The organism is Vibrio sp. TBV020, assembly GCF_046056895.1.
In the GTDB taxonomy this organism is placed as follows: domain Bacteria; phylum Pseudomonadota; class Gammaproteobacteria; order Enterobacterales; family Vibrionaceae; genus Vibrio.
This window is the reverse complement of the sequence record NZ_JBEEAQ010000003.1, coordinates 2,209,927-2,228,432: the sequence shown is the minus strand read 5'-3', so window position 1 is coordinate 2,228,432 and position 18,506 is coordinate 2,209,927. Positions and strand designations below refer to the sequence as shown.

Sequence of the window (18,506 nt, the reverse complement as noted above, 5' to 3'; positions counted from 1 at the left end):
TTATGCCGAAACTTCGACTTCGTACGAGGTGAACTTACGAATGTTGATTACGCCAGTATCAAAGATCATATACTGACCTTTAATACCTTGAAGAATGCCGGTTACTTCAGGGTTTTTGTCAAAGTTATGCGATGTAATTTTTGTTGGATGCTGGTTTACTGGGTAGCTGATCGGCGTAATGTTCTCACTTAAGATTTCAATCGCATCGTCACCAAATTGCTGCTTGATCTCGGAAATTTTGTCTTCCACTAAAGGTAACAGCTCTGCAAAACGCTTAGCGAGCTCCATTGGTTCACCGTCACCTTTTAGTAAAGTGCGCCAATTGGTTTTATCAGCGATATGTTTTGCGAGTTCAACTTCAATTAAACCAGATATGTAGCGGGTCTTAACCTTAAAAATCGGCAGCCCCTGTGTTGCGCCTTGGTCGATCCAGCGTGTCGGAATTTGAGTATGACGAGTAATGCCTACTTTCAAACTGGATGTATTTGACAGGTAGACAAAATGATCAACCATACAGTTTTCTTCACCCCACTGAGGTTCACGACAGGTACCTTGATCGTAGTGACAAGTCTCAGGCTTCATGATGCACATATCGCAGCTTGCAAGCTTCTTCATACAAACAAAGCAGTGGCCTTGTGAATAGCTTTTCTTAGTTTTCTTACCACAAGAGCTACAAAAAATGTTTCCTGTATGGGTGAGCGTTAAACGCTGTCCAATGAAAGGGGCCAGGTCAACAAGTTCATCGCCAACAGGAAGCCTATAATGGACGGTGTTTTCGAGAGAGGCACGCATCTTACTCAACGTACCTTTAGCTAATAAAGACATGACATTGCTCTTATTATTTTGGGCGAACCCATTCGATTATAAGTGAGTAGTGTAGCAGTTTTTCGTAGCGGACTCAGTCGTGAATTTGGGCATTAAAATGGATATTTTGAGTGATGGAATGTTAGGCGTTTTTCCACTAATCGATCTTGTTTATGATTGATGTCTAATATTTATTGATTCCTTGGTTAATAAAACAGGTAAAATGGAACGAGAGTTGTATTTTATACTGGTTGCTATCTTGTAAAGTAGAGAGCGAATTGCGCGGTTATGATGGGTGTAGAGTGAAATTAATACACAAAGTTATCTTTGGTTTGGTCCTAGGGACAATTCTGTTAGTGCAACTCTATTGGATGCATGGCGGTGGCCTTGTGTACAAAATATCTCCAAATAAACTATTGTTTTTGGCAACAAATGACCAAACGCAGGGGGGCGCATCTACATCTAACCTTTCTGTTGCAGATGGTGAAGCAATCTTAGAATGTTCGTTAGTTGAATCGCCTAATTATCGGTGGCCCTACTGCGGTGTCTCCGTCAACCTTGGTGAAACTGCCGATGACGGTATCAATCTTGAACAATTCCACACTATTCGCATTAACATCAACTTTGACAAATTGGACAGTGATGTGGATCCGGGGTTACGTTTTTATTTGCGTAATTTCAATCCAATTTATTCACGTGTTGGTGATGAGTACACTCAGAAATACAATGGGTTAGAGTTTACGCCTGGTGTTGGTAAGGGTGTTATTGAGATCCCAATTAAAAACCTACAGGTACTGACTTGGTGGTTAGCTGACAACAATATACCTATTGCGCATTCTGCTCCGGAATACAATAACGTGACTAAGTTAGAACTCGCGACGGGGTCTGGGCAAAACAGTGGTGATTACCGTATGGAGATCAATAGTATTGAGCTTGTGGGTCACTATATTGCCGGAGAAAGCCTAATGCTTGGCCTTCTTGTATTCTGGGTATCGTTAGCGCTTGTTTACAGCATTGTGGAGATACGTCGCAGCCATCAATTGATCCTTCAATCTCACTTTCGACAAGCTCACCTCAAAAAGCTAAACCGCAGCCTTAAAGAACAAAATGTGCACTTTGCTGAGTTAGCAAATCGTGATGCGTTGACTGGTGCGATGAACCGCCATTCCATTCGAGACTGGCTAGACCGCAACTTTGAAAGTGATAATAGGCAAAATAAAAAGCTCTCTGCGCTTTATCTCGACATAGATCACTTCAAGCTCGTAAATGACCAGTATGGACATGGAATGGGTGATGACATTCTACGAGAATTCACTATGGTATTAATGACTATGCTAAGCCCTAGTGAGCGGCTCGTAAGGTGGGGTGGGGAAGAGTTCGTCGTGTTTTGTCCAGGTGTAAATCATACAGAAGCCAGAGAACTTGCAGAGCGGATTCGTCATAAAGTGGAAGCACATATCTGGGTTCATGGTGATGTTTTGACGACGAGCATAGGTGTGGCGAGTTTAGGAAACGAACGAACCAACGAAATGTTAACGAGAGCGGATGAAGCCTTATACCTAGCAAAACGAAATGGCCGAAACCGAGTCATCGTTAGTGAGTAGTTTCTTCTGATAACTCAGAGGTTGTGTCTTGCTCGTTTTGAACGCTGAGAATTGGTTCTTTCGGACCCAAGAATCGAGGCTTGGTGTTGGTAATATAGATATCTAGTACGGCTTTAGCGCGAGCGAACACTTCACGGACCCTAACTTTCCAACCCGAATGACGTGAAGGCCCAGGAACGGCAAAGCAACTGGCGTTGATATTGTGCGATTTAGCGATAAACAGTGCTCGTTCACAGTGGAACTTTTGAGAAATAATCAAGAAGTTATCAGTGTCAAAAATCTCTTTGGCACGGACAACGGAATCCAACGTTCTGAACCCTGCATAATCGAGGAAAATTTTCTCTTCTGGAACCTCAGCCCTCAAGAGATCTCGTTTCATCGTCCAAGGCTCGTTGTAAGAGCGATGGGCGTTATCACCACTTAATAAAAAGTGACCCACTTTCCCCTCATTGTATAACTCAATAGCAGCGTCCATACGATGTGAGTAATATTCATTGAGCACTTTACCTAAGTATTTGCTTGTGCCTAAAACGACGGCAACATCAAAGTTTTCTACTTGGCTCACGTCTGTAAAGAGCTGATCTTTGGCTTGGTATGACACCCAACGATCAATGACAAATAGACATAGCCCCATCATCAACACAGCAGCAGGCACCCAAGTAATGAGCTTGAGAAGTAATGCCCAACTTAGCCTAGGTGATTTCTTTCGATGGAATAGTCTTCGCACTAGATTTGTCGATTCCTTTGTGCCCACAGGCCGATAATAACAAAAACAAATACAACCCCTGTAAACATGATTCCAGAGTCTAATGAACGTAGTGTCCTAGATAAGTAAGGCGTTGCTTTTACGATGATTAAGCCGTATCCGAAAGCGTTAATCAATATAAAGGCGAAGGTTCTAATCACGAAGTTGTATGGCCTTAACACTTTTCTCAATATCGAGTTAATTTCCCCACCGCCGACAACGAGCGCACAAGCGATAAGTGCTGTCGAGATTTCACTTAAATATGGGACAAGGTAGTCACCCAGTAAGTTCAAGTATTCCATTTAATTGACATTTTTCTGAAACGAATGAAGAGCATACCTAAACTGAGTTTGTAGAAGCAAGCATAAAAAAGCCCGGCGAACGGTGCCGGGCTTTCAACATAAAGTAATATCGTTTAGAACGCAGTACGCTTGTATCGGCGGTAAACTGGCTGCCAGAATGAAGCATCGATCGCTTCTTCTAGTGCTTCGTCCGTGATTTCAAGAGCAACACCTTGTTCAATCGCTTTCTTAGCCACTGCGAAAGCAATTTTCTTCGATACTGAATGAATAGCTTCAAGCGGCGGTAGTAGAGCACCTTGACCGTTAATTGCTAGTGGAGAACACGTTGCGAGTGCACGGCTCGATTCCATCAGCATTTCATCTGTAACGCGTTTTGCTTGTACCGCTAATACACCCAAGCCAATACCAGGGAAGATGTAGCTGTTATTACACTGAGCAATAGGGTATGTCTTACCTTCGTGTACTACAGGATCGAATGGGCTACCTGTTGCGACAAGAGCTTCACCGTTTGTCCAACGAATGATGTCGTTTGGTGTTGCTTCTACGCGGCTTGTTGGGTTCGAAAGTGGGAAAACAATCGGGCGAGCGCAGTGCTTGTGCATCTCTTTGATTACTTCTTCACTGAATAGACCCGGCGCACCTGATACGCCAACCAATACTGTTGGCTTCGCATTGCGCATTACGTCTAGTAGTGAGTAGCCATTGCCTTCTGATTCCCAGTCAGCAGTATTGCTGTGCTTTTGCACCAAACGCTGTTGGAAATCGAGTAGGTTAGGCATGCCTTCTTGCAGTAGGCCCCAACGGTCAACCATGAAGACTTGAGAGCGAGCTTGCTTGTCACTGATACCTTCAGACACCATTTGAGCGATGATCGCTTCTGCGATACCACAACCGGCTGAACCTGCACCTAAGAAGGTGACGCGTTGATCAGAGAGTTTGCTACCCGCTGCCTGACAAGCTGCAAGTAGAGAACCAACAGTCACAGCTGCAGTACCTTGAATATCGTCGTTGAAACAACAAACACGGTCTTTGTAACGTTCTAGAAGAGGCATTGCATTTTTCTGAGCGAAGTCTTCGAACTGAATCAAGGCATCTGGCCAACGGCGTTGAACGGCTTGCATAAATTCTTCAACGAATGCGTCGTACTCTGCACCAGTGATACGAGGATGACGCCAACCCATGTACATAGGGTCCGCTAGACGTTGTGGGTTATTTGTGCCGACATCTAATACGATTGGTAGCGTGTAAGCAGGGCTGATACCACCACATGCTGTGTAAAGTGCTAGCTTACCGATTGGAATACCCATACCACCGATACCTTGGTCACCAAGACCTAAGATACGTTCGCCGTCAGTCACAACGATTACTTTTACGTTATGGCTCGAAGCGTTGTTTAGAATATCGTCGATACGGTCACGGTTAGCGTAAGAAACGAAAAGACCACGACCACGGCGGTAAATGTTTGAGAAGTTTTCACATGCCGCACCTACGGTTGGGGTGTAAATGATCGGCATCATCTCTGAAATATGGTTTTGTACCAGGCGGTAAAAAAGAGTTTCGTTAGTGTCTTGAATGTTGCGTAGGTAGATGTGCTTATCCATATCGCTTTCGAAGTTACGATATTGTAGGTAGGCGCGTTCTACTTGTTCCTGGATTGTTTCAGTATTTTCTGGAAGCAGACCTTCTAAGTTGAATGAGCTTCTCTCTTCAGCTGAAAAAGCACTGCCTTTATTAAGAAGAGGGGTGCTGAGAAGCGCAGGGCCTGCATATTGGATATATAGAGGGCGTTTATCGTTATTCATCACATGCCTATAGTAAGGTTTAGGGTCGACAGACCTTGGGGAACAGGAACATAAAAATGATAGGGATTCGTTGTCGTATTGTAAACTGAATATTCCTGCATTCTGGCACAGTTTACGTATATAATTTCGCGGTTTACCCCAATAGATGCCCATGTTCATGACTTGCTTGCCAATCGATACCCTCAAAACGCAATTTTTAACCGATCTCGCTGCTCATCATCTTATCGTCGAAGCGGAAACTGGCTCAGGTAAGTCTACTCGTTTGCCATTATGGGCGGCGGAAAAAGGGCGCGTCCTTGTTATCGAACCAAGGCGTATCGCATGTACGTCACTTGCACAATTTTTGGCAGAGCAAACTGAACAACCTTTGGGTAAGGCGGTAGGCTATGCAATCAAGTTAGAAACTTGCTGTGATGAAAATACACAGGTTGTATTCGTTACCCCTGGTGTGGCTCTACGTTGGTTTTCTGAGAACAAATTGGCCGATTTTGAGACGATTATTGTCGATGAGTTTCATGAACGGCGTTGGGATACCGATCTGCTCGTTGCACTGCTTAAAGAAGAACAACAGCATCGATTGGTTGTTACATCTGCAACAATTGAAGGTGAGAAGTTAGCCTCCTATGTGGGTGCAAAACGACTACAGGCAAAGGGACGTAACTACGATGTTGCTATCGGTCATCGTAGTGGTGACTCTAGACAGTTGCCAGATTCGCGCAATTTGGATGAAAGAGTAAAACAAGAGGTTCTTGAACTGTCAGATATGGACGGTGACATTCTTGTCTTCTTACCAGGACGCAAAGAAATAACACAGTGTTTAAGTAAGCTTTCAAGTGTCGAAGGCGTGACAGCTGTTCCTTTGCATGCTTCTGTTACAGATGAGCAACGACAAACCGCCTTGAATTCCCAACCTTTTAAGAAAGTGGTGTTGGCGACTAATGTAGCTGAAACATCATTAACTATTCCAAATATTGTAGCTGTGATTGACTCGGGCCTAGAGCGTAGAACTGAGCAGAGAAATGGCCGTACGACATTGAGCTTGAAGCACATCTCAAAAGCCAGCGCCAAGCAGAGAGCCGGTCGAGCAGGGCGTGTCATGGATGGTGTATGTATCCGACTTTATGGTGAACATGCGGCACTATCTACCACCACGCCACCGGAATTGCATCGAGAAGCCCTCACCGAAGCGATGTTGGCCTCCGCAAGCTGTGGTAAGGCAATGACAAGCTTAGAGTTTTTAGAACCACTTCCTGAGAAATCGATACATCAAGCATCAACCATTCTTACTAAAATGGGTGCAATCGATGAAAGTGGCTTGGCAACGGAACATGGAACTCGAATTTACCCTTTACCCATTGATGCACTTTATGCCGACTTGGTAACACGGATCGACAAAAAAGCATTGAAAGAAGCGATGGTCGATATGACCGCGGTTTTGACAACGCCAGCTACACTATATCGCTATTCTGGCAGCGAAGAGCAAAAAGAAAAACTCGCTTTGGAAGAGCCAAAAGGCTGTGATGGCGAGCTCGCTATAGCGCTATTGAGAGGAGAGAACTTCTCAGGTGTGAATGTTGATCTGGACGTATTAAAAGAGGCCCAAGCGTTATCAAGGCAGATGCGAGAAGCGTTCGAACTGCCCCAACTGAGCGTCGCCTCACGTTACTCTCACCAAGAGCTCGTTGCTGCCGTGGCGGCTTTACACCCTGAATTGATTTTTGTAAGAAGAGCCAAACGTAGAGATGCTTTCTCAAATGGAGAAATGGAAATTACTCTTGGTAGAGAAAGCCGTCTACTGGATAAAGTAGAAGCAGCGTTAGTGCTAGATACCCATAGCCTTCCAGGTAGAGGCGTAAAGCAGACTCTGAATTTAGCGACATTCACCATACCCCTCAATGAGTCGATGTTGATTGAGCTGGGTATTGGCCAGTGGGAGCAAGGTGAAGTGCAGCTTATTGATGAACAACCCCACGTTGTTATGCGGCTCATCTACGCTGGTAAGGTGATCGCAACTAAGTTGGAACTGGCTAAGGGCGCACTTGCCATCCAGCCTATGCTTGCAGCGGTGAAAGCGAATCAAGTCATGCCTGGTTTTGCTCAATTAAGATCTCAGCAGATAGAACACTGGAAAATGTATGTGGCACTAGGCCTTAGTGAGACGAAAGAAGAACAGGAACAACTTACTTTTGATTCATGGTTTCAAGAGCAGCTAGAACTGCTTGAATTGAGTGATATTGAGGAGCTTGAGCTATTTAATGCGGATGACTTTATGTTCGAAGGTATTCCATATTGGGAATACGATGATTTCGCACAAACTTACCCGTTCGAATTGGCATTGGGAGACTTGAACCTAGACGTTGAATATCACGTTAGGAAGAAACTGGTCTATGTCATTCACAGAGATGGATTAAGAAAAACCTATCCAAAACGTTGGGAGCTACCACGATGGAATGGATGGCGAGTCCAATATAAAAAAGCGAGTAAGGTCATTGACATCAAATAGACGGTTTTGATGTATATTATTCGGTAATAAAAATATTAAAGTTCGGAAACTGTATAGCGTTTAGTTGTGCTGATTATGTTACGAAACATGTTTTTATATAGCTTTTGTTGTCCGTTAATGGGTATAAAAGATGATTGTTTTATATCCTATTGCTATAACGAGGGATATGAAGGATATTGAATACACTGTGTTGCCGATATTACGGGGGATGATATGGAACATCTAGGCAAGACAAGTGTTGTATTCGACTATACTTCTTTTCTCGGTGCTTCTTGTAGTAAGAAATGGACATTCTTAGAGGCAATGAGTACGTTCGCTCCGATCTTTAGTTTAGCTTGGAAGAATACGATAAAAGAAACTATCTCGGTTGAAGACCGCTTGTGGGAGCAGGCAATGAAATCGTTGTCTGCTAATCGTAGCGATGAATCAAACATTGTGACTTTACTTCGATTAGCTCAGACCGAGGGCATTGAAGAGTTAAAGCTCGTCATGCCTTATGAGTTAGAGACTGAACAATTAGAAAAAGTACGATCAAAAATGAATGTGGAAATATCCGCACTGTCTCAAGATGAGCTCATCATCAAGTTCTAGCAATAAAAAGATCTCTTTATGAGATCTTTTTTTCTATCTACTTTTCATAACATAGCGCTTGATCATAAATCTAACATTACTTCAGTAACTTGCCTAAAACTTAAGCTATATTTCTAACTACTATTCTATTTAAGCTTATACAAACTTTAGTGGTCATTTGCCCCAGTGTCATGGGGTGATAGGCAGATTAGTAAGGGAATCACAGGGGTTATAGATGGATTTAAAACTAAGCTGGGTATTCGCACCTCTTTTTGTCGTTACATCATTCTCATCACTGTCGAGCACAGAGATGAACAATGTTAACTATAACAACCTCTATGCCGACTTAAGTGCAGGCTCATTGAATGAAAATCTGGGTGTGAACAATAATGTGACCGCGTTGTCGATAGGGGGGAATTACCTCTGGACTGACAATATCTTGGCAACACTAGATTATTCAGCACGCTTTATCCACCCAGACGCAACGACGACAGAATTTTATACATTACTCCCGGGCATTGCTTACCGCTATCCAATCATGGATAAGCTAGATATCGTCGCGACGGCTAAGTTGGGTTATCTATGGGCGTCACAAACGGTTGATGCAACAGACCAAGAGCTATTTAAAGATAATGGCGTGATGTGGGGAGGTAGCTTAGAACTTAAGTACGCCCTAACTAAAGCGTGGGAGTTAGCAATGCGGGGAGAGCTAAATAACAGTGATACTGCAGATGTTGGTGTGTTCCACGTTCGTGCTGATTATCAATTTAGTTCAAACTTGAGTATTGGTGGCTTTTATACTCACCGAGATGGTGATTACAAAACCAGCGAAATATCAGGGAGTGCAACGACAAACGAAGGTGGGATCTCGCTTCGTTACTTCTATTAGCGCTATTTGATAGACTGAAATGAAAAGAGCCAGCATATACGCTGGCTCTTTTACTATGAAGGGGTTGCGTTATAGGACAGCAGCAATACCTTTACATAGTGGAAGCATGTTTGAACGAGTCATACCAGCAACGCTGATACGGCCAGAACCAACGATGTAAATTGCGAACTCATCTTTTAGACGGTTTACTTGCTCTTTAGAAAGGCCAGAGAATGAGAACATGCCGTTTTGACGCTCGATAAAGCTAAAGTCAGCGTCTACACCTTGTTCTTTCAGAGTTGCTACAAAAAGCTCACGCATATCTTGGATGCGGTCACGCATTTCTGCTACTTCTGCTTCCCACTCAGCGCGAAGCTCTGCGTTGTTTAAAATGTGTGTTACAACAGCGCTGCCGTGAGCTGGTGGATTAGAGTAGATTGAACGAATGATCGCTTTAACTTGAGAGAATGCTGTTGCTGCAACATCTTCAGACTCAGCTACAAGAGTGAATGCGCCAACACGTTCATTGTATAGCCCAAAGTTCTTTGAGAATGAGCTAGCTACTAGGATCTCTTTATTGTACTGAGCAAAAATACGTAGGCCTTGCGCATCTTCTTCAACGCCTTTGGCGAAACCTTGGTAAGCGAAGTCGAATAGTGGAAGTAATTTTTTATCTGCAACTAGCTTTGCAAGTGTTTCCCACTCCTCAGTGGTAGGGTCGATACCTGTTGGGTTGTGACAGCAACCGTGCAGTAGAACGATGTCGCCTTCTGCTGCTTTTTCAAGGTCTGCGACCATAGCAGCGAAGTCTTTGTCTTTGGTTTCTGCGTTGTAGTAGCTGTACTGCGCTGTTTGAATACCAGCAGCTGTGAATACGCCGTTGTGGTTAGCCCATGTTGGGTTACTGATCCAGATTTTCGCATCGCCTAGCTGGCGTTTGATGAACTCACCTGCCACGCGAAGTGCACCGGTACCACCTGGAGCTTGAGCTGTTTTCGCACGTTTACCGGCAACGATTTCAGAGTCTTCACCAAATAGAAGCTTTTGAACGGCTAGAGCATACTCTGCAGTTCCTTCGATTGTTAAGTATGATTTGGTTTTTTCCGTTTCAATAAGAGCCGCTTCGGCTTTCTTTACTGTCGCAAGAACAGGTGTTTCACCTTGTTCATTTTTGTAAATACCAACACCTAGGTTGATCTTTTCTGAGCGAGCGTCTTTTTTAAACTCTTCAGTAAGGCCAAGGATAGGGTCCGCTGGTGCCGCAACTACTTTTTCAAACATAATCGTCATCCGTGTTAATCGAAGGGAAGTATAAATAACTCGCTTATTTATACCTGTCTAAGCGATGAGTGACAACAGCGAACAGGAAGAAAATGGTGAAATATAAACGTTTAGTGGCTAAGTAAAGAAAATGAGTGTATTTAGAGCAGCTATCCCCTTAACTTTTGAGATTAAGGGGATAGTTGATTAGTGAAAACTAAAGCTCGGTTTAAGCAGGGGCAGAAGAGAAGTTTTGTAGCTGTTCACGCTCTAGCTCATTCTCTTGCTTTTCCATTCCTCGGTATTTATCGGCGATGGCGACAAACTCATGTTCAATCGCGAGGAAGGCTTGAACAACCTCAGGATCGAAGTGCAATCCGTCGCCCTCTAGTATGATCGATTTCGCTTTTTCATGACTGAATGCTTTTTTATAGACGCGCTCAGAAATAAGTGCGTCATAAACGTCAGCTAATGCCATCAAACGACCTGAAAGGGGGATTTCTTCGCCTTTTAGTCCATTAGGGTAGCCATTTCCATCCCACTTTTCGTGGTGGGTTAGGGAGATTTCCTTCGCAAGCTGAAGGAAAGAGTTACTTCCGAGCTGTTTTTCAGCCATCGACAGCGCCTTCGCCCCAATTTCTGGGTGACCTTTCATTATTTCAAACTCTTCATCGGTTAATTTTCCAGGCTTAAGAAGAATTTGGTCTGGGATACCAACTTTACCCACATCGTGTAGAGGTGCCGATTTATACAGCAGTTCAATGTAACTATCAGTAAGCAGTGCTTTATGTTGTTCAAATTGACTTAAATGCTGAGCTAACGCGCGAATGTATTCTTGCGTTCTTAATATATGTGCGCCGGTTTCATTATCACGAGATTCGGCTAAAGCAGATAAGCTGATAATGGCAACATCACGAGTTGTTTTGACTTCTTCTTGGCTTGATTGCAGGCTATCCAACATTTCATTGGTTAGAGAAGCCATTGAACCGAGTTCATCATGTTCGAAAATAGGCAATCGAGTATTAGTATTGCCTTTTGTCACTTCTACTAAAGAGCACTCTTGGGCAAGCAAGATCTTGTGCATCAGTTTGGACCACAGAGCCATAATGGTTATAGCGTAGCCGCCTAAGACCAAAGCGATATAGATAAACTCTTTAATGACGCTTACTTTTCCGCTGCCATCGAGTACTCGATCAGGGTTATGCTCTAACCAAAAAATGTCTTTGACAGCGACCATCGCAAGCATAGTCGATAGCGTAATGAGCAACAAACTAACCATCATGATCATTTGTTTAACCATTGATTGACGCTCACCACTTAATTGGAAGTTATAACGTTGCTGTGTAGAGAGGTTTTCAAATTGCTTGAGCTTCGTAGTGAGTTGTAAGATCAAGCCAGTAAAAAAGCCAAACAGAGTCATTCCAAGCAGGACTTTTAGGTTACTATCCAGCGGGAATTCGTATTGGAGGTTGTAAAACAGGGCTAGGGGAATACTTGCTAAGAAAAACAGTGTTGCATCTAAGCGAGCTAGTCGGTTTTCTAGTACAAGCGAATGGTTTCGTAGTAAGTAATGCCGAAACAAGAAAACAACGCCATATGTGACGGACACATGCCCCAGTATTTGGCTTGCCGTTAGCGTTTCTAGCATTGGGCAAACCCTTCCTCCGTAAGTACCAAAAATCAGTGCAGCTACTGCATAGAGTTTAATTGTAAGAGGTGCATTATAATTTGAATTCACCATTATCTAGCCCTTGCGTCTTAAGTTTATCCCATCGGTTTCTGGAATATTTATAACTATCACTAATAAAGACCCGGAATGATATCGCCAAATTTCGTCGCTGAACACATTTTTGCAACAATAGTTGATGTATTGGTCTCGTACTAAAGATTAGTACAGCGGAAGCAAGTAGGCGGGGGGACGTTCCATGCTAAGAGCAGCATGGAACAAGGAGTTTTATAAGAGTGATTACTTTTTCAAGTTAATTTCTGACTCGCGAGCTTGAGTTTCAATGTCTGGGCTTGAGCTAAGCTTTCCTTTTGCCCATTCATTAATATGTGACAGGATCGCTTTTACCGCGTGTTTTTCTGTCGCTACTTCACCTTCGGTGATCTCAAGATCTTGCTTAGGGTGTGAGCCTGTTGCGTCCTCAGCGATATGCAACCAGTCAGGGTGCCAGTAATAAGGCTGGCCGCTTGGCGTTGTCCAACTATGAACGCCGTTGCTTTCGCCTTTGTATTCAATATGTGATGAATCGAATTTTTTCATTATTGTTATCCCTTTCTTTTAAGGTTAATTAGATCACTTTAACTTGATAAATGTAACAGAGTTTTAAAGAATTAATGTGACTTAACTCTACAAACAGGGTTCGTTAAAAACTAATATGGTTTACGAGAGATAAGTAACCCATTGATTTTGTGAACTATGGTATGGTTCGAATAGCAAAGAGGGAACCATGAACCGATATCAACAACTCGCCCAGCAGCTCAAAGAACAGATTAGATCAAATACCTGGAGAGCAGGAGAAAAAATCCCTTCTATTCGAGCGGCAAGCCAAAGTTTTTCTGTAAGTCCTGCTACCGTTTTACAGGCTTACCAATTACTCGAATCTGAAGGTTGGCTTAATGCTCGTCCTCAGTCTGGGTACTTTGTCAGTTCTATACTTGAACGAATTGAAGATGGCGACATCGAAGTGAATGAGGACTCACCACAATTCACTGATACCCTTTTTGAATTCCTACAATCTAATGGACGAGCGACAATTGCTCTAGGTTCTGCATTTCCTGACCCTAATCTATTTCCGATTGCCACCTTAAACCGCCACTTAGCCAGCGCTGGACGAAAGATGTCTGCGGAAAGCGTTGTGTCGAATATGCCTCCGGGTAATGAAGATCTGAGGCGACTTATCGCCCAGAGGTACTTGAAACAAGGCGTAGATATTTCTCACCAAGACATTGTTATCACTTCCGGTGCACTTGAAGCATTAAACCTTAGCCTGCAAGTAGTGACCAAGCCAGGTGATACCGTCGCTATTGAATCCCCAACTTTTTATGGGGCATTGCAAGCTATCGAGCGACTGGGCCTCAAACCAATCGAGATTCCCGTTGAGGCTGAGCAGGGGCTCAATGTACAAGTATTGGAAGAGATGTTTAAAAGGCATGACGTGAAAGCATTTTGGTTGATGCCTAATTTTCAAAATCCAACTGGTTCAACGTTAAGTGACGAAAAGAAACAGGCTATCGTTCAACTTGCCAGCCAATACAACGTCAAGCTTATTGAAGACGATGTTTATTCAGAGTTGTATTTCGATAGTACTAAACCTAAGCCATTGAAAGCTTGGGACACAAAAGGGGATGTATTACTTTGCGGCTCGCTGTCTAAATCACTGTGCCCCGGTTATCGCATTGGGTGGGTGGCAAATAAACCATTTAACGAACCTATTCAAAAGCAGCAGTTGATTTCCACTCTATCTGGAAGCGTACCGATTCAGCAAGGTGTTGCGCATTTCCTGACACATGAAAGTTTTGATAGCCATCTTAGGAAGTTACGTAAAGAATTAGAGCTAAGGCAACACCATCTTGTGACGTTAATCCAGAGTTTGTTAGGAGAGAAAATCAAACTTCATGTCCCTAATGGTGGCTATTTCGTTTGGATAGAGTTACCAGCGCATATAGACAGTCATGCATTGTTCAAGGTTTTAGTTGAACAGGGAATTACCGTTGCCTTCGGTGGGTTGTTTGGGGACAACAAGCAATTTTCGAATTTTATTCGAGTGAACACCTCATTTGCACCGAGCTCTGAACTGGATGAAGCACTGACACATCTCTCATCGCAGCTATTAAAGTAACTGCTTGGCTTTTTTTGGTGGTAACTGTACTGCTTGTAAACCAATGATTTATGCTGAAATGACCTCAGTTGTTTTCGTGAGGTGACAGTATGGAAAAGCGCAGTATTAACAATGAAGTTCGTCTGATTGGTGTGGCGATTGTACTCGCATTGCTCTTAGTAGTAGGTCATTTAATTTTGGCTAAGTCATTTGAAGGGATCGCGTGGGTTGAATATACCGCCGCTGCAATACCTTTTATTATGTTTGGGTTATGTTTGTTTGGAATACACTCAGCCGCGCATTCTAATGACTCTGACTGAAACAAAAAAGCCTCCAATTTTGGAGGCTTTTCTAATTTAAGGCTTCAGCAATTAGAAGTTTGCAGAGCGCGGAGTACGTGGGAATGGAATCACGTCACGAACGTTACCCATGCCTGTTACGTAAGAAACAAGACGCTCAAAGCCTAGGCCGAAACCAGAGTGTGGCACAGTACCGTATTTACGTAGGTCGCGGTACCAGTTCATGTGCTCTGGGTCGATACCTACTTCACGCATACGCTCATCTAGAATCTCTAGACGTTCTTCACGCTGTGAACCACCGATGATTTCACCGATACCAGGTGCTAGTACGTCCATTGCCGCTACAGTCTTACCATCATCGTTAGCACGCATGTAGAATGCTTTGATGTCTTTCGGGTAGTTCTTAACGATTACTGGTGCTTTGAAGTGCTCTTCAGCAAGGAAGCGCTCGTGCTCAGAAGACATGTCGATACCCCATTCAACTGGGAACTCGAACTCTTTACCAGAATCTAGAAGGATTTGGATAGCGTCAGTGTAGTCAACTTGAGCAAAGTCAGAAGTCACAAACTGCTCTAGACGAGTGATAGCTTCTTTGTCGATGCGCTGAGCGAAGAATTCAAGGTCATCACGACACTCAGCAAGTACCGCTTTGAATACGAACTTAAGCATGTCTTCAGAAAGCTTAGCAATATCTTCTAGATCGGCGAACGCTACTTCAGGCTCAACCATCCAGAATTCCGCTAGGTGGCGGCTTGTGTTTGAGTTCTCAGCGCGGAATGTAGGACCGAACGTGTAAACTTTGCTTAGTGCACAAGCGTAAGCTTCTCCGTTAAGCTGACCAGATACCGTTAGGAATGTCTCTTTCCCGAAGAAATCTTCGTTGTAATCTACTTCGCCTTTCTCAGTACGAGGTAGGTTTTCCATGTCTAGAGTAGAGACGCGGAACATTTCACCAGCGCCTTCTGCATCAGACGCTGTAATCAGCGGAGCAGATACCCAGAAGAAACCTTGTTCGTGGTAGAAGCGGTGAATCGCTTGAGATAGACAGTTACGAACACGCGCTACGGCACCGATTACGTTTGTACGCGGACGTAGGTGTGCTACTTCGCGAAGGTATTCGATAGAGTGGCGTGTTTTTGCCATTGGGTAAGTTTCTGCATCTTCAACCCAACCAACAACTTTAACATCAGTTGCAGCTAGTTCGAAGTCTTGACCTTTTGCAGGAGACTCAACAATCTTACCAGTTACTTCAACAGAGCAGCCAGTTGTCAGCTTTAGTACTTCGTCTTCGTAATTATTAAGATTATTAGGGACCACGGCCTGAATCGGGTCGAAACAAGAGCCGTCGTAAATGGCAAGGAAAGAGATTCCAGCTTTGGAATCACGACGCGAACGGATCCAGCCACGTACAGTAACTTCACTGTCTACTGCTAGCTGACCTTTCAATACGTCTGATACAGGCGCGTAAGTCATGTTTGAAATATTCTCCATTGAGGTAAAAATTCAACCCAATGTCTTTTGGCTCTGGATAAATAGTGAGCATACATTGGGTTGGATAGAATTCTACTGAATCAAAGGAACATATTACCTCTCAAATCTTATGCTTCAACCTTTATTCTCACTTCCTCGTACAAAAAGCGTGTTGTAAGCGCTATTTCTTTACTGAAAGTTTAAATTGGTCGAGTAAAATCTCTAAATGATCAGAGAGTTGCTCAAGATTTATACTGATGTCACGTGTTTCAGCTGCGGACTGAGAAGTTTGATTCGCATGTTCAGTTATCACTTGAACCTTACTTTGAACCTGATGACTAAGGTGTGCCGTACTGCTACTTTGTTGTTGGATGCTGTTAGCGTGTGAAAGCGCCTGTTTCATTTCCTCAACAACTTCTGACATTGCCAATGATAACGTTTCGATTTCATTGGAACGTTGATGCGCTGTATTACAAACTGTATCTACAGACGAGAGTGAAGCCTCGCTATCTTGTTGGAACTGAGAAATAATAGTTTCAATACTTCCTGTTGCTTCGGCTGTTCGACTTGCTAGTTGACGCACTTCGTCAGCAACCACAGCAAACCCTCGACCTTGTTCACCTGCACGAGCAGCTTCGATTGCAGCGTTCAGTGCTAAAAGATTTGTCTGTTCTGCAATACCTTTAATGACTTCTAGAATTGTAGATACTTCTGCTGTTTGGTCGTTTAGCTCGACGATGTTGACCTTCACTTGCTCGATATCGGTAACCAAGCTCTTAATGTCGTGGCTAGCATTGTGTGCTCGGGACGCGCTTTGTTCGGCTATCGTAGTTGTGTGTTTAATCAAACTAGACGCGTCCTCGGTTGCTTTTTCAACTTCCACTTGCTGGGCTTGCATTTGTTCAATATTCAACTGAACATCAGAGGTTTCGGTTTGTTGATTCTCCGCAGCGGCGTCGGTGACTTGAGCTACTTGCGTCAGTTGTGTCGCACTGCTCGCCACCTTGTGAGAGGTCTCTTGGACTTGTTCAAGGCTCTCGTTAACCGTTGCCATAAATGAATTAATCGCACCTGAAAGTTGACCGACTTCGTCTTGCTGCTTGAACTCTAAACGCTGAGAAAGATCTTTGGAACGACTCACGCTTTGCATGTATTTAGAGGTGGTCTGGATTGGCCGAACGATGAACTTTCGGATCAGTACTAGGGTTAATACCAAGCCAATAAAGCCCAAGCTTCCCATGATAGCAATGGCAATCATAGTGCGTTGACTGACCATACTGTTTACGTGAGAAAGGTTGTACTCAAGCCTAATTGCACCTAGTACTTCACCTTCAGGTGCCATATGACAGGAAACACAGTTAGTGCCTCGGTAGTTTTCGCTCGATTTCATAGGCAAGGCGACGACAATACCTTTACCCCAGTCAGCATTGATTGGCTCGATCACTAGCTCACCCGCTAGGGCGCGTTTATCAATTTCGTCAGTAGGTTTTTGGTTTTCTTGACCTGGCCCATAGAGCTTACTCACAGCGTCAGCGCGAAGCACTTTCACTTGCTCAATGCCATCTTGTGCTAGAGCTTTTTGGCGAAGCGTTTCCTTTTGTGCCATCGTGCCAGTCAACATCATCATATTAAGGCTATCGAAGTAATTACTGGCTTTATCGTGAAGTTGTTCGCTTAAAACAGAGTTGATCAAGTCTCTTTGCTGTAAGTATTGGTAGGACGTTGAGGCTAATAACACTATGCCGAAAACGGTCACAAGTGTGATCAGAAGTTTTGTCGTTATTGTTGAGCGCATTGTCGAATATTTTATTTGATTATTGGAATAGACATCAAAATGATCGCTCATATAACCCTTTAGGGGAATCAACAAAAATTTATAATGTGACCATACGCTAGATAGGGTTATTGTAAATGTGATGTAAGCAAGGTGTAACCAAAAGATTGGCGGAGTGTCGGATTTTCGGCACTTGGCTTATAAACCATCTAAACTTCATAGAGTGAAACACTCTCGATGTGGACGAACCTTGTAACAGGACTGGGAATTACATAGTATTGCCTGTCTTTATAAAAAGCCTGAGAACCAAGATGAGAACAGAACTATACAAAGAATTCATGTTTGAAGCTGCGCACCACCTGCCGCATGTACCGGAAGGGCATAAGTGTGGTCGCTTACATGGACATTCTTTCTTAGTTCGCCTTTATGTAGAAGGTGAAGTAGACCCACATACTGGTTGGGTCATTGATTTTTCCGAGATTAAAGCGGCGTTTAAGCCAATTTACGATCGCCTTGACCATTACTACCTCAATGATATTGAAGGGCTAGAAAATCCTACCAGTGAAGTTTTGGCAAAATGGATTTGGCAACAGTTGAAGCCGAGTTTGCCTTTATTAAGTAAAGTGGAAATTAAAGAGACTTGTACTGCGGGTTGTATTTATAAAGGCGAAGATTAACTCT

The 18,506-nt window shown here is 43.5% G+C and carries 16 protein-coding genes; 7 read left to right on the top strand and 9 right to left on the bottom strand.

Translation table 11 applies throughout. From position 1 onward, the window contains the following. Complete coding sequence (locus AAFX28_RS18150; RefSeq protein WP_408689746.1) at window positions 1–825, bottom strand: DUF2797 domain-containing protein; 825 nt, start codon at window positions 823–825, stop codon at window positions 1–3. Between the two features lie 281 nt (window positions 826–1,106). Here AAFX28_RS18150 and AAFX28_RS18145 point away from each other — a divergent pair, with 281 nt between their 5' ends. Continuing rightward, window positions 1,107–2,408, top strand: coding sequence for a GGDEF domain-containing protein (locus tag AAFX28_RS18145; protein ID WP_408689744.1), 1,302 nt, complete (start codon window positions 1,107–1,109; stop codon window positions 2,406–2,408). Here AAFX28_RS18145 and AAFX28_RS18140 read toward each other — a convergent pair. The 3 genes from AAFX28_RS18140 to AAFX28_RS18130 form a co-directional block, all read right to left on the bottom strand. Then, complete coding sequence (locus AAFX28_RS18140; protein WP_408689743.1) at window positions 2,398–3,162, bottom strand: vancomycin high temperature exclusion protein; 765 nt, start codon at window positions 3,160–3,162, stop codon at window positions 2,398–2,400. The genes AAFX28_RS18145 and AAFX28_RS18140 overlap by 11 nt on opposite strands. Further along, a complete protein-coding gene (locus AAFX28_RS18135; RefSeq protein ID WP_408689741.1) occupies window positions 3,135–3,455 on the bottom strand; it encodes a DUF3392 domain-containing protein in 321 nt (106 codons plus the stop codon). The genes AAFX28_RS18140 and AAFX28_RS18135 overlap by 28 nt, the downstream gene beginning before the upstream one ends. 113 nt (window positions 3,456–3,568) lie before the next feature. Further along, a complete protein-coding gene (locus AAFX28_RS18130) occupies window positions 3,569–5,257 on the bottom strand; it encodes an NAD-dependent malic enzyme (protein ID WP_408689739.1) in 1,689 nt (562 codons plus the stop codon). A 157-nt stretch (window positions 5,258–5,414) separates the two neighbouring features. Between AAFX28_RS18130 and AAFX28_RS18125 the strand changes: the two genes are divergently transcribed. The 3 genes from AAFX28_RS18125 (at window position 5,415) to AAFX28_RS18115 (ending at window position 9,219) form a co-directional block, all read left to right on the top strand. Beyond that, on the top strand, window positions 5,415–7,760 hold the full coding sequence (locus tag AAFX28_RS18125) for a helicase-related protein (RefSeq protein WP_408690899.1): 2,346 nt from the start codon (window positions 5,415–5,417) through the stop codon (window positions 7,758–7,760). A 213-nt stretch (window positions 7,761–7,973) separates the two neighbouring features. Continuing rightward, window positions 7,974–8,351, top strand: coding sequence for a transporter (locus AAFX28_RS18120; protein ID WP_408689738.1), 378 nt, complete (start codon window positions 7,974–7,976; stop codon window positions 8,349–8,351). A gap of 214 nt (window positions 8,352–8,565) precedes the next feature. Beyond that, complete coding sequence (locus tag AAFX28_RS18115; protein ID WP_408689736.1) at window positions 8,566–9,219, top strand: outer membrane beta-barrel protein; 654 nt, start codon at window positions 8,566–8,568, stop codon at window positions 9,217–9,219. A gap of 69 nt (window positions 9,220–9,288) precedes the next feature. On the opposite strand, the gene AAFX28_RS18110 is transcribed toward AAFX28_RS18115, so the two are convergent. From AAFX28_RS18110 to AAFX28_RS18100, 3 genes are all read right to left on the bottom strand, one after another. Continuing rightward, complete coding sequence (locus AAFX28_RS18110; protein WP_408689734.1) at window positions 9,289–10,479, bottom strand: amino acid aminotransferase; 1,191 nt, start codon at window positions 10,477–10,479, stop codon at window positions 9,289–9,291. Between the two features lie 208 nt (window positions 10,480–10,687). Continuing rightward, a complete protein-coding gene (locus tag AAFX28_RS18105) occupies window positions 10,688–12,199 on the bottom strand; it encodes an HD-GYP domain-containing protein (protein ID WP_408689732.1) in 1,512 nt (503 codons plus the stop codon). Between the two features lie 225 nt (window positions 12,200–12,424). Next, window positions 12,425–12,724: a hypothetical protein gene (locus tag AAFX28_RS18100; protein WP_408689731.1), complete on the bottom strand. Its 300-nt coding sequence runs from the start codon at window positions 12,722–12,724 to the stop codon at window positions 12,425–12,427. 187 nt (window positions 12,725–12,911) lie between these two features. Here AAFX28_RS18100 and AAFX28_RS18095 point away from each other — a divergent pair, with 187 nt between their 5' ends. Together AAFX28_RS18095 and AAFX28_RS18090 are read left to right on the top strand one after the other, a co-directional pair. Continuing rightward, complete coding sequence (locus AAFX28_RS18095) at window positions 12,912–14,303, top strand: PLP-dependent aminotransferase family protein (RefSeq protein WP_408689729.1); 1,392 nt, start codon at window positions 12,912–12,914, stop codon at window positions 14,301–14,303. 89 nt (window positions 14,304–14,392) lie between these two features. Next, window positions 14,393–14,602, top strand: a complete 210-nt coding sequence (locus AAFX28_RS18090) for a hypothetical protein (protein WP_408689728.1) — start codon at window positions 14,393–14,395, stop codon at window positions 14,600–14,602. A 51-nt stretch (window positions 14,603–14,653) separates the two neighbouring features. Here AAFX28_RS18090 and asnS read toward each other — a convergent pair whose 3' ends face one another. Beyond that, on the bottom strand, window positions 14,654–16,054 hold the full coding sequence (gene asnS, locus AAFX28_RS18085; RefSeq protein WP_408689727.1) for an asparagine--tRNA ligase: 1,401 nt from the start codon (window positions 16,052–16,054) through the stop codon (window positions 14,654–14,656). Between the two features lie 178 nt (window positions 16,055–16,232). Continuing rightward, entirely contained in the window at window positions 16,233–17,846 is a 1,614-nt protein-coding gene (locus AAFX28_RS18080) for a methyl-accepting chemotaxis protein (RefSeq protein WP_408690898.1), read from the bottom strand. Window positions 17,847–18,136: 290 nt separating this feature from the next. Here AAFX28_RS18080 and queD point away from each other — a divergent pair, with 290 nt between their 5' ends. Further along, window positions 18,137–18,502 carry a 6-carboxytetrahydropterin synthase QueD gene (gene queD / locus AAFX28_RS18075; protein ID WP_408689726.1) on the top strand — a complete coding sequence of 122 codons (366 nt, stop codon included), beginning with the start codon at window positions 18,137–18,139 and terminating at the stop codon, window positions 18,500–18,502. Window positions 18,503–18,506 lie beyond the last annotated feature (4 nt).